Origin of the sequence: Bradyrhizobium sp. CCBAU 11361 (genome assembly GCF_028128935.1) — a bacterium.
In the GTDB taxonomy this organism is placed as follows: Bacteria; Pseudomonadota; Alphaproteobacteria; order Rhizobiales; family Xanthobacteraceae; genus Bradyrhizobium; species Bradyrhizobium niftali.
Genome location: NZ_LBJZ01000004.1, coordinates 115817 through 134447 on the forward strand (window position 1 = coordinate 115817; position 18631 = coordinate 134447).

At 56.0% G+C, this 18631-nt stretch carries 16 protein-coding genes; 5 read left to right on the top strand and 11 right to left on the bottom strand.

From position 1 onward, the window contains the following. Positions 1-117: 117 nt before the first annotated feature. Positions 118-1218, top strand: coding sequence for a glycosyltransferase family 2 protein (locus XI08_RS02160; RefSeq protein WP_135177766.1), 1101 nt, complete (start codon positions 118-120; stop codon positions 1216-1218). Positions 1219-1252: 34 nt separating this feature from the next. Here the strand turns inward: XI08_RS02160 and XI08_RS02165 are convergent, their stop codons facing one another. Together XI08_RS02165 and XI08_RS02170 are read right to left on the bottom strand one after the other, a co-directional pair. Then, the gene (locus XI08_RS02165) at positions 1253-2512 is read right to left on the bottom strand and encodes a hypothetical protein (RefSeq protein WP_271573167.1); all 1260 of its coding nucleotides are present in this window, start codon (positions 2510-2512) and stop codon (positions 1253-1255) included. A 92-nt stretch (positions 2513-2604) separates the two neighbouring features. After that, positions 2605-3774, bottom strand: coding sequence for a glycosyltransferase (locus XI08_RS02170; RefSeq protein WP_271573168.1), 1170 nt, complete (start codon positions 3772-3774; stop codon positions 2605-2607). A gap of 200 nt (positions 3775-3974) precedes the next feature. Here XI08_RS02170 and XI08_RS02175 point away from each other — a divergent pair, with 200 nt between their 5' ends. Then, positions 3975-4796 carry a glycosyltransferase family 25 protein gene (locus tag XI08_RS02175; protein WP_271573169.1) on the top strand — a complete coding sequence of 274 codons (822 nt, stop codon included), beginning with the start codon at positions 3975-3977 and terminating at the stop codon, positions 4794-4796. A gap of 3 nt (positions 4797-4799) precedes the next feature. Here XI08_RS02175 and XI08_RS02180 read toward each other — a convergent pair whose 3' ends face one another. Beyond that, a complete protein-coding gene (locus XI08_RS02180) occupies positions 4800-5609 on the bottom strand; it encodes a glycosyltransferase family 25 protein (RefSeq protein WP_271573170.1) in 810 nt (269 codons plus the stop codon). Between the two features lie 314 nt (positions 5610-5923). Between XI08_RS02180 and XI08_RS02185 the strand changes: the two genes are divergently transcribed. Further along, positions 5924-7270, top strand: a complete 1347-nt coding sequence (locus XI08_RS02185; RefSeq protein ID WP_271573171.1) for a glycoside hydrolase family 16 protein — start codon at positions 5924-5926, stop codon at positions 7268-7270. A gap of 70 nt (positions 7271-7340) precedes the next feature. On the opposite strand, the gene XI08_RS02190 is transcribed toward XI08_RS02185, so the two are convergent. After that, complete coding sequence (locus tag XI08_RS02190; RefSeq protein WP_271573172.1) at positions 7341-8024, bottom strand: class I SAM-dependent methyltransferase; 684 nt, start codon at positions 8022-8024, stop codon at positions 7341-7343. A gap of 213 nt (positions 8025-8237) precedes the next feature. On the opposite strand from XI08_RS02190, the gene XI08_RS02195 reads away from it, so the two are divergent. Then, positions 8238-9311 (top strand): acyltransferase family protein, encoded by a 1074-nt coding sequence (locus XI08_RS02195; protein ID WP_271573173.1) that lies wholly within the window; start codon positions 8238-8240, stop codon positions 9309-9311. A 181-nt stretch (positions 9312-9492) separates the two neighbouring features. Here the strand turns inward: XI08_RS02195 and XI08_RS02200 are convergent, their stop codons facing one another. The 7 genes from XI08_RS02200 to XI08_RS02230 form a co-directional block, all read right to left on the bottom strand. Continuing rightward, a complete protein-coding gene (locus tag XI08_RS02200; protein WP_271573174.1) occupies positions 9493-10338 on the bottom strand; it encodes a glycosyltransferase in 846 nt (281 codons plus the stop codon). Positions 10339-10494: 156 nt separating this feature from the next. Then, complete coding sequence (locus tag XI08_RS02205; protein WP_271573175.1) at positions 10495-11229, bottom strand: hypothetical protein; 735 nt, start codon at positions 11227-11229, stop codon at positions 10495-10497. Beyond that, complete coding sequence (locus XI08_RS02210) at positions 11207-12673, bottom strand: lipopolysaccharide biosynthesis protein (RefSeq protein WP_271573176.1); 1467 nt, start codon at positions 12671-12673, stop codon at positions 11207-11209. Before XI08_RS02210 ends, XI08_RS02205 begins: the two co-directional genes overlap by 23 nt. A gap of 194 nt (positions 12674-12867) precedes the next feature. Next, complete coding sequence (locus tag XI08_RS02215; protein ID WP_271573177.1) at positions 12868-14172, bottom strand: glycoside hydrolase family 16 protein; 1305 nt, start codon at positions 14170-14172, stop codon at positions 12868-12870. A gap of 92 nt (positions 14173-14264) precedes the next feature. Beyond that, on the bottom strand, positions 14265-15467 hold the full coding sequence (locus tag XI08_RS02220) for an acyltransferase family protein (protein ID WP_271573178.1): 1203 nt from the start codon (positions 15465-15467) through the stop codon (positions 14265-14267). Positions 15468-15637: 170 nt separating this feature from the next. Then, positions 15638-16624 carry an NAD-dependent epimerase/dehydratase family protein gene (locus XI08_RS02225; RefSeq protein ID WP_271573179.1) on the bottom strand — a complete coding sequence of 329 codons (987 nt, stop codon included), beginning with the start codon at positions 16622-16624 and terminating at the stop codon, positions 15638-15640. Next, entirely contained in the window at positions 16621-17838 is a 1218-nt protein-coding gene (locus XI08_RS02230) for a glycosyltransferase family 4 protein (RefSeq protein WP_271573180.1), read from the bottom strand. Before XI08_RS02230 ends, XI08_RS02225 begins: the two co-directional genes overlap by 4 nt. 361 nt (positions 17839-18199) lie before the next feature. Between XI08_RS02230 and XI08_RS02235 the strand changes: the two genes are divergently transcribed. Continuing rightward, positions 18200-18613 (top strand): hypothetical protein, encoded by a 414-nt coding sequence (locus XI08_RS02235; protein WP_271573181.1) that lies wholly within the window; start codon positions 18200-18202, stop codon positions 18611-18613. Positions 18614-18631 lie beyond the last annotated feature (18 nt).

The following is an 18631-nucleotide window of genomic DNA, read 5'->3' on the forward strand; positions in this document are numbered from 1 at the left end:
ATCCGTGAACACAATTAGACAGTTTCGTGGCACGGCTCTTCACCACACGCGACTTTCCTTCGCCTTGGTTGGGGTGTCCTTATCACAAGACAGCATGAAGGAAGCTGGCGTGGGAAAATGGACCGACCAGAATGTTCGTCAGTCAGGATCGAAATGCCCCGGGACCCGAGTGAATTAGCTCTTTCTGTCGTCATCCCGAACTACAACTATGCAAAATTTGTAGGCGCGGCGATCAGGAGTGCGTTAGGAATTCGATGGCCTAAGGTGGAAGTGGTCGTTGTCGACGATGGATCGACAGACAATTCGCTTGAGGTGATTGGAAAGTTTGCGGACAGAATTACGCTTATCGAACAGGCAAATGCCGGCCAAATGCCCTCGTGCGTGAATGGATTCCGCCGTTCTTCAGGCGACGTCGTCATCTTTCTGGATTCCGACGATGCGCTACATCCCGACGTAATGACCGAAATTGCGGCGGTTTGGTCTGAAAAAGCTAGCAAATTCCAGTTTCAAATGCGAACAATTGATGCAGATGGAGATGCAACGGGCAGTATTCTGCCACAGTATTTTGTAACCCCTACGCCTCAACAAATTCGTGAGTGGGCAATTACTGCGGGCGTCTACCCAACCCCGCCGGGGTCTGGCAATGCTTATCCACGCGAGGTCGTTGATCAAATTTTCAGTTTCAAGACCGACTTCGTGGACAGAGCGCCCGACAGCTATTTGGTGACGGCTGCCCCCGCGTTTGGTGATGTGATCACGATCCCCAAACCGCTCGTGGATTACCGCGTCCACGGCGCAAATCACGGTGCATTTTTGGAATTGGAAGACACCCGCTTCGCCCGAGAAGTGGATGTCACCCGGCGACGGATTGGGTATTTTCGCGAAATTGCCGCCAGTGTTGGGTTGTCTGTCGCCCCTGAGGCGTTGAACAGAAACATGCTGTTTCTTTGCCTGCGCGCTGCGTCATACGCATTGCGGCCCGACCGTCATCCGATCGCGAAGGACAGCGCAAGACGCATCATTGCTGACTTTCTCCGAGCCCTGTCCTATCCGCAGGGTTTTTCATACTCCCAGCGAATGTCGTTGTTATTCTGGACCATAGCGGTGGTGGCTGGCCCCAGGCAGCTTTCCCGCTCCCTCGTAAGTTGGCGCTACGCACCAACAAGCCGCCCCAGATTGATGAGGGTCGCCCTCAACGTTCTTAGGGTGGTGAGGTAGTGCGTTCCACGGTGGGATATCGGCACAACGGGCGTCATGGCCTGGACAGCCGACGTGCGTTCGGCACGAGGGTCAGAAGCCAGATCAAGAGACAGTAATTTGGCTTGAGCAGAAACGAAAAGCCAATCCAACTCACCAGAAAAAAGTGGCAAGCCTCGACCCTCAGGGAACTCGAATACAGCCGGATCGTGACCAGCGTCAGCAGCAGAACAAATCCAAGCAGGCCGTATTCGTAAGTTACCTTGGCCCAGGTCGGATCGGCCACTTCATAGGTAAATCGGGCCAGCGAGAGGTCCCGGAAGAAGCTGCCGGCGCCCTTGCCGAGCCACGTGTTCAATATCCCGCCGTCGAGGCTGTTTTGTACCATCTCCATTGGGGCCACAAATCGGGCATAAGCGCTCGTTCCGGACTTTCCAAACTCAGACAGGCGGTCAAACCACGGGGCGAGAAACGGGAGCTCCAGATTGTAGAGAATGACGAGCAATAGCACCGCGCCGACTGCAGTGACGATGAAGGCAGGAATGCGATTCGCCGTTTTGGGCAGTAGCAAACCGGCGAACACTGCGATCAATCCTGAGCCGGAGAATGAGCACAGCAAGCCTGCCGCAAGCAGACCCAATACGATCGATCTCTTTCTGGTACGATATTCGATGAGGAGGGCGAGCCCCGTTACAAGCGACAGATCGGCCGCTTCACGAAGAAAGAACCCGTTGGCTTTTACGATGCCTCCTTCTTCACGGAAGAAAGTGTAGAAGCCGGCGCCGCGCAATGCTTGGGGTAATACAAAGTAAATGTTCGCGAGTGCCTTGAGGTGAAGGCCATTGACCAGCGCGATTTGCACAACGGCCGTTGCTGCGATCGCGGACGCTACCAAGACATAGGCGTTCAGCGTGTAATCCTGAACAGGTTCAAGTCCGGGGCGGCATTTGAAACGGAAGCACAATGGTAGGTAGAGGACGGTCAGAAGCAGAAGCGAGCTCCAGGACGTGCCGGAAGTTGCGAAGGGAATACGAAACGCGGCGAGCGCGATCACGCTTATGAACACAAACAGGGAAGGAACGCTCGGCGCGGCGTATCCGGAGGCTAACAGGTAGGCTGTCAACAGAGCGTAACAGACCAAGTCGCATGCGAGCGGAAATTCTCCGATGTTGTAAGCAATTTGGCCAAGGAAAAGGACGGAGAAAATCGAGATCGAGACCAGGCGCTTTCCGGTCGAGTTCAGTTCGAAATCCGACTGAAGTTCCGAGATCGGGCCCGACGCCGAGTCCATGGTGCTGGTGGTGGTTGAACTCATCTAGCGTCCGTCGACAGTCTGCAGGCCTCGAAGCCCATCCATTTGGAGCGGCCCCGCTGCGACTTGCCGGCGAAGATACAATGCCGTTCCCCTCACAGAAAGACCTTCGAAAGATAACGGGTTCCGGCTTCCAGGCCGAACCGGGCGGAAAGCAACTCGAATAGTGAATCCTGGTTTCGATTGAGCGTGGCAAGGTCATCGATGTTGCGAATGATGGTCTCGGCGAGGCTGTCCAAGCCGTCGGCAGGGAACATTGCTGATTGTTCCGTGACGGTGGTGCCGGCCAGCGCATTGCGTAAACCGAATATCGGCAGCCGCTGGAACGCATAGTCCAAAACTTTGAGTTTGAACCCGCCGCCAAGCAAATCCGGCACCAGCCCCCCGCGGCAGGAGGCGACAAATGGCGAAACATCGTCGACACGTCCATGGAACGACAAATGCGGGCGGAAGCTGGTGAAACGATCGCGAAAATGCTGCGGGACTGTGCCGACGACGTTGAGGGTAACTCCATTCTGTTGAAGAGCCGGTAGCAGGCTTTCCACGATTAGCTCTAGGTTCCTTTGCTTGGCGCCCCACTCAAAAGAGCCCAGGAGGAGCAACGAGCGAGGGCAGTCGGATTGGATCTGACGGGCAGGGCAGACAGAGCCAAGATAGACCGGTGGAACAATGTGGACCTGCTTCGAGAACCGCTCGAAGTAGGATGCATCCTCGGCAGAGATACACGTGACAGCATCTGCAGTTTGCAGAATCATGTTCTCCAATCTGCGATATTTTTCGGCATCCAGCCGCATGAGTGTCCGGCGCAGCGGGTTGTTGAAGCTGCTAGCGATCCGCGGCCGGATGGCCCCCTCGGCGTTATGCGAGATATAGCAGATCGATGCGCGTTTGCGGTTTTGCAGAACTGCGGAGAGCGGCCCTGCGGAATAGGCGTGATCGATCACGATCCAATCCCAATTTCGCTGCAGTAGTTTTGCCAGAGACCGACTTAGTTCGGGCGTACTCAGATTGAACGCATCTCGCGGAAGGGGCGAAAGCAGACTCCGGAGGCCTGACGAGCGGGTGGGGGGAACGTCGACACAAGTGGTGTTTGGCAGGCTCAGGATATGGTCGCCCACCGGCTCGTCAGTCCTGCGGGTCCCAACCAGAGTGATTGCTGCTTCATTGGTCTGCGCCAACGCTTTCAACAGGCCCGCAGAGTAGAGCGCGTCGCCGGTGAATAACGGTGTAGGCAATCGTCCGCAGATCCAAAGGATGTTCTTCATTGCTCAACCGTAAGGGATTAGCCGTCGAGGCTCCGTTGTCCAATATAGATTAGGGCACGGTCATGTCAGCGGCAAGATTTCGAGATTTGCTGAGCCCGCTCTTGGCAACTGGCTGCCTGACCTCTAACTAGCACTCGCCGCATGCTTGGTCTACAGTTCGACCGTCGCACGATTAAGACCCCTGCGTTTTCGGAAGCACGATGGCAAACGAGACCAATATTCCGATTTTCATCATTAATCTAACGCGTGACATGGAGCGTTGGGAGACTATCCGGAACTTTATGGTTCGGGCTGGGCTGCCCTATTGCCGATTTTCGGCAATCGACGGAAAACGCAAATTGTCCTTGATCCGCTCCGTGATCAGAAGGGATTTCATTAATACGAAGATCGGGCGTCCGCTTACTACTGGCGAGATCTGTTGCACGCTGTCCCATATGGGTATTTTGCGTCGGATGGTGCGACAAAACATCGATCGGGCAGTCATCCTGGAAGATGATGCCGAGTTTTCGGACAGCTTTCTGGAGTTCTATCGCACTGAGCTGCCGCATTATCTGGCGCGTTGCGACGTAGTTAAGCTGGAAGGCATTTTCTATGATCACACCTCCCGCACCGGCCCGGTCATATCCAGTGGGAAGTTTACAAAACTCATTGTGCCTTTGAATCCTACGCTTGGTTCGGCCGGATACGCGGTCAACCTGCGTGGCGCGAAAGCATTGTTAAGCCGCCTTTCCATCCTCGATTGGCCGACTGATCACCTATTGGTTGGCTATGAAGGATACAATGCTACGTTTGGAGAGATCCGGCCCTTGTTGATTCAGCAAGCGTCCGTTGTCAGCAACATCGAGATCGATCGGCGAATAGAGTGGAACCAATCCAAGGCTGACACGTCAATGATCAATAGGTTGCGTCGGCGGGCGGGCTGGCTGGGGCGTGCGTTGCACAGGCCAATCGTCATGGCCCGCAATGTCCTGATTGCCAAAGTTGGTCGAGGCTTTCGGCGTACGCCCGCGCGAGCTTTGTGATTGTCAGGCGAGAGACTCTCGCCTCGGCGTGCGCAGCCGGCGCTTGATCAGGAATTTTGCAATGTAGGCAAACCGCAGCGCGGCACGGCTCGGTGCCTTGAGTTTATTCTGCAGTCGCCGAAGCCGCCGGGAGGCATCAACGTCCAGATCGAATATTTTGCGTTCGTGCTCGAGATTGCTGGTGTAGTCGGCTTGCCGCGCAAGAAAGGGTTCTGTCTCCGCGTAATCGATCCAATGGCGATCATAATATGCGAGCTTATGATCAAAGGGTCGGTCAGCGACAGAGAATGCCTTGAGCAAGGCGATGGCGCCCTCTTTGGTTACGGCATAGGCCGCAGCGCCGAGGGTTGGTTTCACGCGAATAACGAGCTCGCTGGTAACGCCTTGCGCAATCAGGAAGCCGGATTTCGATGTGTGGGGGTAATGAATGCCTTCAAATTTGACGATATCGCTTACCGCCAGGAATCTCGGCAGATCATTCTGGTAGAACTGTCGAAACTGGCTGTCGAAAACGACATCATCCTCGAAGATCATCGCGGCGGACAGATTCTGCCGCACGATGCGCTTCAATGCGGAGATGTGAGAGAGGTAGCAACCGATCTCGGCATCGGTGAGATTACGGTTTTCGGACGGATAGACGAACTCGCGATGAACGATGCGGCGAATGAGGTTGATCTTTTTGCGAGCGTCGACGGCGCGGACCTTCTGATAGGCGATACCGAGCCCGTCGAGGGCGCCCGAGAGGCTTCGCCATCGAACAATGTCGCGATCAAGATTGATAATGAGCGCGGGTGGGGCAAATCCGGCCGTCACGGGTTTCCTCGCCAATCTGCAGCAAGCCTAGCGGGTAGCCGATGGAACGAGCGATGGCAACTGTGTTCCGCCTTTGCCGGCCTCGCTTCGTCAACCCGGACGGGAAGCATCGTTAGGGCAGCCGCCATCGCTTTGGGATGGTTGACGACCGCAATCATGGAAGGACCCGCAAAATGTAAGACATTCGCCTCACTGACGTCGACATCCCGGGCAACCTGAACGCCCACCCGGAAGCTGTCAATGCGGAGCATGATCTGGACATCGATGGCGCCCTTTCCGTAAATGACGCTGGATTTGAGAAAGGTATCTCAGGGATGATGACTCCCGGAATTCATAAGTCAGCGCTGCTGGCGCTGCTGTTTGTTAGTGCGGTGTTGCCCACAAAGCCGGCATGGTCTGCCGGTTGGGAGCTCGTGTTTTCGGACGACTTCAACGGCGACAAGCTTGACCGGACGAAATGGGCCACCCGCTATATCTATAACAACGAAACGATGGACCACTTTAAGGACGAGAACCAGCGCTATCGCGACAATCACGTCGTCTCCGGCGGTGTGCTCAGCCTGGTGGCCAAAAAGACGGAGGGAACCAACCTCTTCGAGTCCGCGATGATCCGAAGCCATCGAACCTTTTATTATGGTTACTATGAGGCGCGGGTGTTTCTGCCGAACGCGAAGGGCGTGTTTCCGGCCTTCTGGCTCGAGGCCGACTACGACCTCGACGGCAAGACTTGGCATCCGCCCGAGGCGGACATTTTCGAGTTCGTGATCAACGGGGTTGAGGATAAGGCAAACTCGCTGCATTCCAACGTAATCGGTCCGTTCAACGAAAAGCAGTACACTTACGTCGACAGGAATTTCCTGGCCAAGTTTCAGAACCTGTACGCGAGCGAGGATCTCAATCTCGGCTGGCACACCGCAGGCTATCTCTGGGCTCCCGACAAGGTTTCGTTGTTCTGGGATGGTAAGCTGATCTACACCCGCAATTATCAATGGCTGCGCAAGGATGGCCAGCTCGGGCCGCCCGCGCATGTTGACCTCAATTTCGCCGTCGGCGGCAGCGAATGGGCGGGCCGGCATGGGATCGATGAGGCCGCATTTCCGCAGGCCTTCAAGATTGACTATGTCCGCGTCTGCCAGTTCACCGAGTCCGACAAAGGGGCGCGCCAATGCGGGCCGAGTGAAGTCACGCCCGACCCCAAGCAATTCGGTTATTCGACGACGATCAACGACATGCCGAAGCCGACCTTCCTGAAGGTTGGCAACGTCGCCGGCAAGCCGGTCAGTGCTGGTGCGGCATCTCTGGGTGCCTCCCAGTCGGTCACCGTGGAAATCCCGATCAGGTTGCCCGAGGGATATCCGTCGAACAGGACGCTTCAGGCCTCTCTTGTTGACCAGGCGAACGGAACGACCGCGGCAACAGCGAATGCGAAACTGGAGCCGGCATCTTTGAAGAAGCGATCCGACGGCGCGAATATCGTGGAACTCTCGCTGCCCGCAGTCACGCGTACCGGATCCTTCACTCTGACGGCGAAGCTGATATCAGAGGTGAGCGGCGACAAGGGGGCCAAGCAGGTGCTGCCGAGCCCGGTGGCCTGCAGCACCGACATTGTGCAGCCCGAGAAGGCGCTGTCGTGCCGCCTGCTGTCGCTCCAGGTGCGCTGATCGCGAGTATGCCGATCCCGGGCCCTCGTTGAAGTGCGAGCGGACGGCCGAGACGACGAAAGCCTAGGGATCAGCTGGCGCGCCGCATCTTGCCGACATAGATGCCCGGCTGGTTTGGAACGTAAGGCAGTTTTGATAGAATAGCGGCGTGCAGATTGTGATCCTCGGGCGTGCCGAACAATTCTTCGTGCACTGGCTCGAATTCAGGAGAAAATGCGCGGAGCTGATCGCGCGTAATGGTGATGGGCTCGGCCGGTGTTGGCGGATGATCGAGTTCGACGCTTAGGAGAAAGAGCCCACCCGGCTTCGTCACGCGCTTGATCTCGGCGACAGTGCCTTCAAAATCATCGACATGATCGAGCGCATTGAGGCACGTCACAATGTCGAAATGCACGTTCGGGAAGGGAATCTTATGCGACGGTGCCGCACAATATTCCATCTTGTGCCGATCGATTCCGAGCTTGCGATAGTCGGGGACAAGCGGGTCGAGCCCGACGCGTTGGGCCGCTACGTCAGCCCATTCCAGGCTGCCCCGGGGGCCGCATCCGACGTCGAGGATGCGCTTTCCCGAATAGGCGTTGCAATCAAGCCCGAAAGCGGACGTGTAGAGGGGCTCGTAGTGCGTGTTTGAAAGAGCCTTATTTTCAACGGAATAGCGCTCGTGCCAGTACTTCAATTCGGCGCGTCGCTTCATCATGGATGGAAAGACGGTTTGCAATAGCGGGCCGATTAGGCTTCTCGCGGAGTTGGGCATCGGCGTCTCCTCCTAGTTACTGGGATATCTGATCGGTATGACCAGAAAATGTCCTTTTCTCGCCCAACTCGATTGCTCTCTCAAATCGCGATGGTGCGCGCTGCGACGAGTTAGTCCTCTAATTGACCGGATTACGAGTTCGTTCCCTGCGTTGCAGGAGCAGTGGAAATATGCTCTTTAAGGCTGTACGTTTCCAAATGTTTCGCGGCGTGAATGACGCAGAGAATTGCCGGATTTGATGGTCTTCGCGCCATCGCGGTGTTGATGGTACTGGCCGAGCATAAGCTTCCGTTCGCCAGTAAACTCGCGCTGGGCGGCTACGGCGTACATCTATTTTTTGTGCTCAGCGGTTTTCTTGTCATCGGTATCCTGCATCGAGCCCGTGGCGCGATTGAGAGCGGCGCGAACACCTTCAGGGGGGAGATCGTTCGATTCTACGAGAATCGCGCCTTCAGGATCTGGCCGATCTATTATCTGACAGTCGCATTGATCGCTGCTTATGGATTTGTGGGCGGAAGGCCGCAGCTTAGGGGCGACGAGATATTCTCTCTTCTGACGATGACGAGCAACATCTTCCAAAGCTACGTTTGGCCGAACTATCCCTCTCACTTTGGAGCATTCTGGAGCGTTGCTATAGAGGAACAGTTCTATCTCTGGGCAGCAGTCGCCTTCTTACTGACTCCGCAGACCCACGCTTGGAAGATCTGCGTCTTTGTCATTGCTCTCGCCATAGGATTCGGGGTCGTAAGCTTTGCACTTGGATTACCCGGCCGATCGATCTACACAGGCTCGCTGACAAATTTTGGCCTGATGGCGCTAGGTGGACTTTCAGCAATGAAGTGGAAGGGGCTTGGATGGTTGGCAGCGCCTGCTCTGCTGCTCTACATGCTCTGTCCAATCATTGAATGGTGGTTGGCGCCGTCTCAGGGCGTCGGATTGCTGCTGTTGTTTGGGTCAGGAATTCTTGTCGCCGTTCTGCTCTCGGAAATCGTTGCTAATCAATCGTCACTGTTGGTGCGATCACTGGAGTTCTCGCCCATCAAATATATCGGCCGGATCAGCTACGGCCTCTACATCTTCCACGGCTTCTTTGGCCTGGCGCTGCTTGGCAGCTACACTCCAATTCTAAGGCAGTCCTTCTCGGGCCTCGTAGACATCGCGATCTCGATTGCTGTTGCAAGCTTGTCTTGGGCGTGGATCGAAGCGCCGCTGCTGGCGCTACGCAATCGAATACGGACCAAGCGAGTTCATGCGGCAGTTACGTCGCAACCAGTTCCAGCGGAATAGCCGTCACCCAATCACGGGAGGCTATCACTTCAGCCAATCCTCTCGCCGCGCCAATTCGCGCTGTCGTTGTGTGCTGCGTATTGCGGACTGATCGCTGTACTACCGTGCTTGAGGTGCTTATTACCTTGGGGCGGGGCTAGTCCGCCAATAACCTTCTCGCTGACAGTCGATGGCATGTCGTCTACAACCGGAACATTCTCTTGGATAAGGTCGCCCATCCGCGCGGCCAGAAGCCGAGGGCCGCAAAGCGCGCGAGGTCCCGAGGAGTCGGTTTGATTCCGTAGAAGGTCGAAAACACCTGCAACATGAGTCGCTGTCGCGACCAAGCGTCTTCCGCGAAGTGAAGATTCGCTACCAGCTCGTAGGCTCTTCTTACCCTGTCTTGCTTGGTAGAAATACGATCCCGGCTGGGCGTCACGTCAAAGCGATAGAGGGGCATGTCCAATAGGCGAGCGGGTCCGAATCGTTTGACAATCCTGAGGAAGAACTCAAAGTCCTGCCAAGCAGGCAGCTTCTCGTTGAAAAGTCCCGCCTCCCGGAAAACGGCGGTCGCGGCAAAGACCTGGTTTCCGATATGGTTTGCCTCAACGAGGTCGGTGACCTCCACGGTTCCTTTCTTTTTCGTGACGAACAGCTCTTTGCCGCCACTGAGAATGACATCCTGCGTATAGAGGCAGGAAATGGGCACCTTGTGCCGGGCGTACGTGGCCCAGCAATCGTGGAGCGCGCCTAGTCTTTGCGGCTCGAAAGTGTCATCATCGTCCAAGCCCGTGATGAACTCCCCCTTCGCCTCCAGGATGGCACGGTTTCTCGCCCCCGGCGCACCGCGAGGGCTGTCGTTGCGCAAGGCACGGACCCTCTTGTCGTCGCGCGCGATCGACTCCAGGAATGAGGCCGTGCCATCCGTCGAAGCATCGTCGACGACGATGAGTTCGAGATCGGTAAATTGCTGCCCAAGAACCGATTTGACCGCAGACGCCAGCAGGTCAACTCGATTGTGGGTCGGAATGTAGACGGAAATGGTCAATGTTGTCACCGGGCCAGGTTGGCGTCTCTTTTCCAATATGGCTTTGTATCACGTGATTGCTGGCGCGATAAGCTCAGTGCATTTGCACGATTTTGAGCGTCCGCGGTGCCATGTTGCGCGCATCTTGCAGTAAGTCAGGTACTTCAGGTGAAGGTGCTAATAGAACGCCGCAGCAATCATCTTGCCAGAAGCAAAGACGTCCTGTCGCTTCGACGCTAATATACGAGTGGACCTAAACTGGATGCCTTTGTCGTTGAGATGCGAGGAGATGCGGTTCACTAAAGCCGCCTCACCCTCGCGTTCAGCGTCGTCCACGACTATCAGAAAACCGTCAGGGTCCAATCGTTCCAGAATAGGGAGAGCTCCGTGTCTAGCATACGTGCGACTCTTGCCCCACCCCAAGGGACCATCTATCAGCAGAAAATCAATTCTCTGAGGAAGGTCGACCTTCGAGAGATCATACCCCTCATAAGTGTATGGTTTGTCGTCAACGATAGTAAGTGGGGCGGTCACAACTTGATGGCTAACGATCTTGCCAATCCGAGCGGCCCACTCTTCGTCGTGATCGATGGTAAGCGTATCTCCCTGGATCACCTTGCGCGCTCTTAGCGCGTCGATCATAAGCGACGATTGTCCCGCGCCAAGTTCGACTAATGATCGGATATCTAACTCCTGTGCCGAACGCAGTATCAGGTAAAGAAGCCCGTAGTTGGCCGCCGCGCCTAAAGGGTAAAATTTGTTTGGTATTGATAGAGACAGAAGGTCACGATCAACGATGTTTTGATAGATTACCTCGCACTCATGTCTAACGCCGCCGCGCAAACCGGAATCAATTCGGTGCAGCTGCTGCCGAAGAATGGTGAGTATGTTATTTCTGAAGCGCGCCAACATTGTTTCCCTTCGGATTTGGCCTCAATAGCAAGTCGCGTGTGCGAGCAAGGGCAAACATGGTCAAGATCCATGCTGTTCCACTAAAGGAAAGCACGAGCACCAGCGATTCGATACTTCCCGAGTCGGCTATCATTTTGGACAAGAGCACAGCCACTAGTGTGGTTAGCCCGATGAGTATTCCTGGATAGCCAGAGCTAACGTAGTCACGAAAGCGAAAAGGACCGTGACGTACCGTAATCCACACTAGAATCGGGGTAGCTACAACAAGGGTCGCCAAGGAAAAACCGGCGGCTGCTTGCTGCGCCCCAAACACAGCGCCGAAGGCAGCTCCCCCACCTCGGATGGCGAAGTCACCAAGGCCCCAGAGGCTAAGCTCTCTTACTCTTCCTTGGCTTGTCATGTACTGACCGAACGGTCCGATTAGTCCTAGCGAAACTATCGCCGGTGAAAACCACGCCAAGATCCGGCCGGTTTCGATCCACTGGGGGCCAAGTATGATTCGAGTCAAATCCGCGGCCACGAAGGGTAGCACTACTCCAGCTGGAATGAAGGTGATGCCGGTGAACAGCAGTAGACTAGAATATATGCGCCGCGTTTCTTCGTCATTGTTGAAGGCGCGGCAGAGCAAAGGAAACTGAACTTGAAGGTACGGACCCAGGATGAAATTGCTGGGCAAAGCATAGAGGCTTTGTGCACGATTAAGGAATCCCATGGCGGTCGCGTCGCCCCAACGTCCAACCACAATACTTGCGATATTGTTAGTAAGAAAATTGAGAAGGCTAAAAACGCTTACATTGGCACCGAACGACGCATGCTTCAGATGCGCGCGTAGATTTCTTGGGGCATGTGGGAGCCATCTTCCCAGCCAAATAGTAACGACCGACGAAAATGCTGCTTGAACGATGCTGCCGACGACAAGCGACACCGCGTCTGCACTATAGATCGCAAGGGCGACCGCGACGGCCGAGCCAATAAAGAGGCCTCCAAAGTCTGCCATAAATATGGCGCCAAAACTGAGGGTGCGACGAAGCAGGGCATTGTGCTGTGTCGACAGGCCTGAAATGAAGAATCCAAGTGCGGCGAGCTTCAGCAGGAACTCAACTTGTGGTTCCCGGTAGAACGACGCGACGGCTGGAGCTATGAGCAGCACGGCACAGCTAACGGCTGTTGTCGATAAGAAATTGAACCAAAACAACGCGTCGCGATCTTCGTCTGGGAGGGTTGGAGCTTGAATGGCCGCGGCCGAAAGGCCGAACTCCCGAAAGGTCCCCAGCAATCCGATAGTAGTTGTGGCCATGGCCACCAATCCGAATTGGTGCGGCGGCAGTAGCCTCGCCAAAATAGCAATTGAACCTAGACTTATGGCGAACGAACCGATTCTGTTTGCGTAAGCAAACCCAGAAGCGGATCGCAGCCGCGAAGTGGTAGTTTCAGGAAGGGCCAAATCTCTAATCTTTTGTGTGGTTGAACATAGGCCAGGAGCGGTCTGGTCCCAAGGCGTGCATTGTCAGGAGCTTGGTCCTACGCGCCCGGGTGGCCGACGACCGCATCATCTTACTTATCGGCTCGTCCTTGCCTGGCATCGAACCAAGAACGTGCTTTCTTCATCGGCCTTACCAATCAGACATGTTACCCACGTCATGAGAACTGAACCACCTTCACGCCCGCAATCTGCATTGCGGCCGGGAAGGCGCTTGGATCCGGTTCGCCCGCCACGCCGCCAACCGCAACATCTATCAGCATATACCAAGGGCCGGGGCCGACCAGATTGGGCATCGCGCAATAGGGTTTGCCGTTGAAGTAGTAGACGATCTGCTTTTCTGCGATGAGGCAGCCGAAACGGTTGAATCTCGAGAAGATGTTCGCAGCGGGCTCAACGTGACCAAGCGGCACGGTCGCGCCGTAGGTCTGGTGCCCTTTTTCGCTTACCCAGTGAATACTGGAGGTGATGGCGTCCGATGGAAAGTCCGCGGAAGTAATAAACGCTTCGAGTAAGTCGATCTCTGGTGGCCATGCATCATTTGCGCGCTTCAGCCACAGCGCCGGCCAACTGCCCACGACCTTCGCCATCTTCACATTGAATTCGACATAGCTGTCGGTCGTTATACGATCAAATAAGGTTCGTGACGTGATAATAGCCGCGGAATATTTGAACGGAACGTCTTTCTGCCAGCCGAGCATCAGTTTGCCCCCGTTTCCGTCGGACAGACCTTTTTCCATGCGTTCGGCTTGGATGAATCGATGTCCGGTCGATGAGGCGACGCCCCACACCATCGTTTCGGGATTCAGCGCAGGGTCTGCATAGTAACCCAGCTCCCGATTACTGTCATGTCGACGGCCGTGATTAAAGCGGCTTTGCCAGCATGGCTTTCCGTCCGGGCGGAATCCGCTGTCGCTGGCGAAGTGCGGATCAAGGAGGTCGTCCGAGAAAACCACAGAGCCGCCGGTGGGAAGCGGCGGTAGTTCGACCACGTCTCCGGAAGTGACGTGAAATGCAGCGCTCTCGCTCGATATGATCCGGCCGATCTTTTTGGCGTAGGTGTGCCAAGGATAGCGGAAATCGGCCAGTTGCACTTCAACTGCCTCCCCAGTTTGAAGCGGACGCAGGAGGGGAACCTCGATTAGCTTCTTTTGCTCGCCTGGCTGAAAGATCACCTGGCCACGTAGGGCCGCCAAGTTGGCGGCGGACTCGCTGGCCCCCGTGCGCGCGGAATATTCAACGACGATGGTGCGGTTGGGGGGGGTACTGAGCGTCACCGGAAGCTGCGCAAGACGGTCGCTGCTTCCAATTGTCGTGTCGCCGATCGAGACGCTGAAGCCTTCATCGAAAACAGGCAAGACAGTACTTGGTGCCTGCGCGTAAGCAGCTGACGAGATGCTGGCGCCGACGAACGTAATGCTCGCGGTGCCAATCAACATATCGCGTCTGGTCGTTTGCATCATCGCGAATGCGATCCTGTGAATGACATTCAGTTGAACCCATCTCGTCGAGGTAGCATAACCGGCCGCCCCCGGGACGCGTGATCATGAAGTTTTCAGCGCATGCCTGGTTCTTCAGCCGGAACGATCAGCACCGGAGAATGCACGCTGGTCGACGGCGCGGGGCGCACTGGCGCGATCAGGAACAGCGCCTTCCAGTCCCTCACGTGACCGAATTCGATGTAGCGATAACTCAGGGCGCTTAGCGCCAAGGTCAGAAACGTGAACGGCGTTAGCAGCCGCATCGTGTCCGCCAGCATCGAAGCCTCGGGCGGAATCATGTCGTTCATCACGATCCCGTGCCAAGCGTAGATGCTGTAGCACATGCAGCCGAGCAGTTGCAGCGGCCAGATTTCGAGAAGCGAGCGGAAGAGGCTGCCGGCGAACAGGCTGCCGAAGAGAAAGAGAGAAGAAGCCATCGAAAACATCATGCCGCCCAGAACTCGCACAGCGAGCCAAGGCGCGTGGTGAGTCAGATAGAGCCCGAACCCGCCCAGCACGAGGCCTGAGAGCAGCGACGGGAGACTCGACGCAGGCCGTTTTGGATTTTCGAGGTGTCGCACGTAGACATCACAAACCAACATGCCCAAGACGAACTGATAGCAGCTTCCGAATATGCCGTTGGTGAATGGACGGAAAGAGCCGATGTTCGCGACCGGAATCGAGCCGCCAATGAAGTTGAATATTGAACATGCCACCAGCGCCGCAACCACGACGGTGCCAATGCCCCAGCGGCGGATAGCGATGATCAAGACTGGAAACAGCAGGCTGAACCAGATCTCAACGGCGACGGACCAGAGCACCATGTTGGACGGCGGCATGAACCCGTGAGGCGAAAACACGAACAGTGTTGAAAGAAGCCCGCCAGCCTCGAGATACCATCGCAGAGAGCCGACGCCGGTCTGGGCATGCAACGTCAGCGTTACAAGGACGACGACATAGTAGAGGGGCAAGAGCCGATGGGCGCGATGCAGATAGAACGACCGAACATCGGCGAGGCTCTCTATATTGCGACGTCCGAGACGGTAGGGGAGATAGAGCACAAAGCCGGAAAGGACAAAGAAGAGAGGAACGCCGAGCCAGGCATTTGCAATGAAGGCTGCGAAGATGCCATTCGGGTCGAGCTGCCCGGCGTGCAGTGGGTCCTTGGCCGCGTAGGGGATAAAGAGATGGTGGAGCACCACCATGAGAATGGCGATACCGCGGAAGCCATTCACGACTCCGATCTTCGCGTCTGTGCGGGTCGGGTGCTGCATCATGAGATCCCTCGTGCCCACCGAACCAGAAGTCTGGGCGAATGTTTGGCATGGTCGCAGGCATCCTCTGTCAAGAGTTCGCCAGCCCCACTGCATCGACGACAACAATGAAGCGCCGCCAGCTTGGCTGGCTGCGCTTCATCTCCTTTCAATTGGTCAGATCCGGAGGCGTTTTAAGCCGCTTTTGCCCGCTCCTTGTTCCCGCGCACCTGCCGCTCGATCCATTCATAGGTCTTCTCAAGGCCAGAGCGTAGCGTAGCACTAGGTTTCCAGCCGAGCTTCTGCCCAATCAGCCGGTTGTCCGAATTGCGGCCACGCACACCGAGCGGACCCGGGATGTGCTTTTTGTGAAGCTTCTTGCCCGCAATATCGGCGACGATGTCGACAAGCTGATTGATCGTGACCATCTCTTCCGAGCCAACGTTGACGGGGCCCTCGAAGTCGGACCGGGTCAGGCGGATCGTGCCTTCCAGGCATTCTTCGATGAAGAGGAACGAGCGCGTCTGGGTGCCGTCGCCCCAGATCTCGACGTCGCCACCGTTGGTAGCCTGGGCAACCTTGCGGCACACCGCGGCTGGTGCCTTCTCCTTGCCGCCGTCCCAGGTGCCTTCCGGCCCGAAGATGTTGTGATAGCGCGCGACGCGATTGCGCATGCCATGGTTGCGATTATAGGCAAGGTAGAGGCGCTCCGAGAACAGCTTCTCCCAGCCATATTCGCTGTCGGGGTTCGCCGGATAGGCGGAATCCTCGGCACAGTTCGGATTGTTCGGATCCATCTGATTGTGTTCGGGATACATGCAGGCTGAAGAGGAATAGAACATCCCGCGCACATTCCGCTTCTGGCAGGCATCGAGCATGTTGAGGTTGATGGTGGCCGAATTGTGCATCACATCGGCGTCATGCTCGCCGGTGAAAATATAGCCAGCACCGCCCATATCCGCGGCGAGCTGGTACACCTCGTCGAACCGCCGATCCGTAATCTGGCGACAGAAATATTGATCGCGGAGATCGCCAACGGCGAAGTCATCCGCCTCGGTTTCCGCAAACGGCGGAAATTTCAGGTCGACGCCGCGGACCCAAAATCCTTCCCGCTTAAGCCGTTTGACCAGGTGCCCGCCGATGAACCCACCCGCGCCGCACACCAGGGCAGTCTTAGTCATGAAGTTCCCTTTCTCACATCTCTCGCATCGATAGCATATTGGAATACAGTCTCAAAACGATCGGTCACCCGTTTGATGTCGTAATTGTTCAAAGCAAATTTCCTACCACTTTCGGCCGCTCCGATGCGAAGGGCATCATCCTTCATCAATTGGATTGCGGAACGTAGAAAACCTCCCTTGTCGGTCGGATCGACGACGATGCCCGCTCCGTTCTTGCGGACCACTTGGGAAGCAAGGTTTTCAGCTGGCGCCGCCAGCAATACCGGGCGTTGGGCGCAGAAATATGACTGCACCTTGGAGGGAACAGAAAACATGCCGGCATCCGGTTCGATCGTTGCAACTGTCACGTCCGACGTTGCAAGAACTTTGGGCAGATCAGCGAACGGTTGCAGCGGCAGCAGGATCAAATTGTCGATCGATTGCTCGTTCTTTGCCCGCTCGAGCTCGGAGACGCCCACGCCTTGGCTGACGACAACAACATTTGCCTGTCCCTTTACCTGCTTTGCAAGTTCGACGAGCAACTGAGGATTATGCTTCAGTGCGAGTGTGCCCGAATAAAGGAAGTTGAAGGTGCCACCGAGCCCGTGACGGAGTGCCCAGTCATTGTCCTTTGGGAGCGGGGAAATCTCGTTTAGTGTCCCCCAGTTCTCGATGGTGAAGACTTTGTCCTTGGCGCTGCCCCATTTTTTTGCAACATCAGCAAAGGAATCGGTGATCACCACGATTGCGTCAGAATTGGCAAACTGCCCACGTTCGAGATACGAATAATAAGCGCCGATCCCTGCGCCCACGGCGCCCATCTTTTTTCGCAGCAGCTTTGAAGCGGCGATGCTGTAGAAGTCCTGAACCCAGAACACGAAGGATGCGCCGCTCTTGCGGGATGCCTTCACGATTGCCGATTGGGCTTCGGTGGGAGTATTTCCCGAGATGACGAGGTCGGGCTTGAGCGCCAGAACCAGTTGTGCGACGGCCTTGCCATACGCGACGTCGTCAAAACGGCGTTTTACAAAGGAGGTCTTGTCGTACGGACGCGGCAGACTTACACCTTTGAAGGACAGGCCGACCGGGTCAGACGAGGTGCGGTGAAGGCGCCCCTTAGGGCCATGGTCGCCGTGGAAATAGGCGTGAGTAACCTGGTGTCCTCGCAAGGCAAGCTCGCGGCTCAGATCGACTTGGAAGGGGTGGCCGGCATAGTCATGAACCAGAATCTTCAATGGACACCTACCGGACGCGCGATTTCATTGTTTGCCAATTGGGGATACATGACCCGTCACCCTTTGATTGTCTATGCGAGACTCGCTTAACCCTTAATAGCGGCGGAAGTTTTACATGCTCACGGCCCGTCACCTTATTGATCCCGTCCCATTAGCTGAGGGCTCGATCGTGGGCAAAACCGCTTTCGTGAGTTCTTTCAGTGCATTTGACGCTTGATCTCTTGTCTTGCTTGCGACTACCGTCTCCTGTGCGACAACGTCGCCCAGTTTCGCGAAGCTGGATTGCCCAGCATCTTTCTCCGGTAGGTTCGACTGGGATTTTTCTGCGTATGCTACAGCTATTGAAGAACTAGAGGCCATCGTGCTTGTCAGGATCTTGCTTTGTGCATTCGCGGCATGGATCTCCGCGTCCGGTGAAGCCTTGGCCGAACCAATGACCATTGATTTTTCTTGGCAGGGCGCAGGAGGCTGTATCACACTTTTTCCGAATCCCGAGATCCGCTTCAAAAACGTGCCCCCAGACGCCAAATTACTTGTACTTACGCTCTCGCAAGGGACCAGGGAAATGGGCGGTCAGGAAATCGCCATGCCGGCAAACGGCGTTCTGCCGTCTGGAAGCATCCGAACATTCGGTCCTTGCAGGTCAGACGTGTATCAATGGACCGCGGTGGCAAAATCCTCGAAGGGGGAAGTCTTGGCCGAAGCTCGCCGAGCTCGTGTCTATCCGACTGATGAGCTCGCGTCCGAAAAAATTATACGAAGTGAAAGCAGATGATTGTGAGGCAGTCGGCAT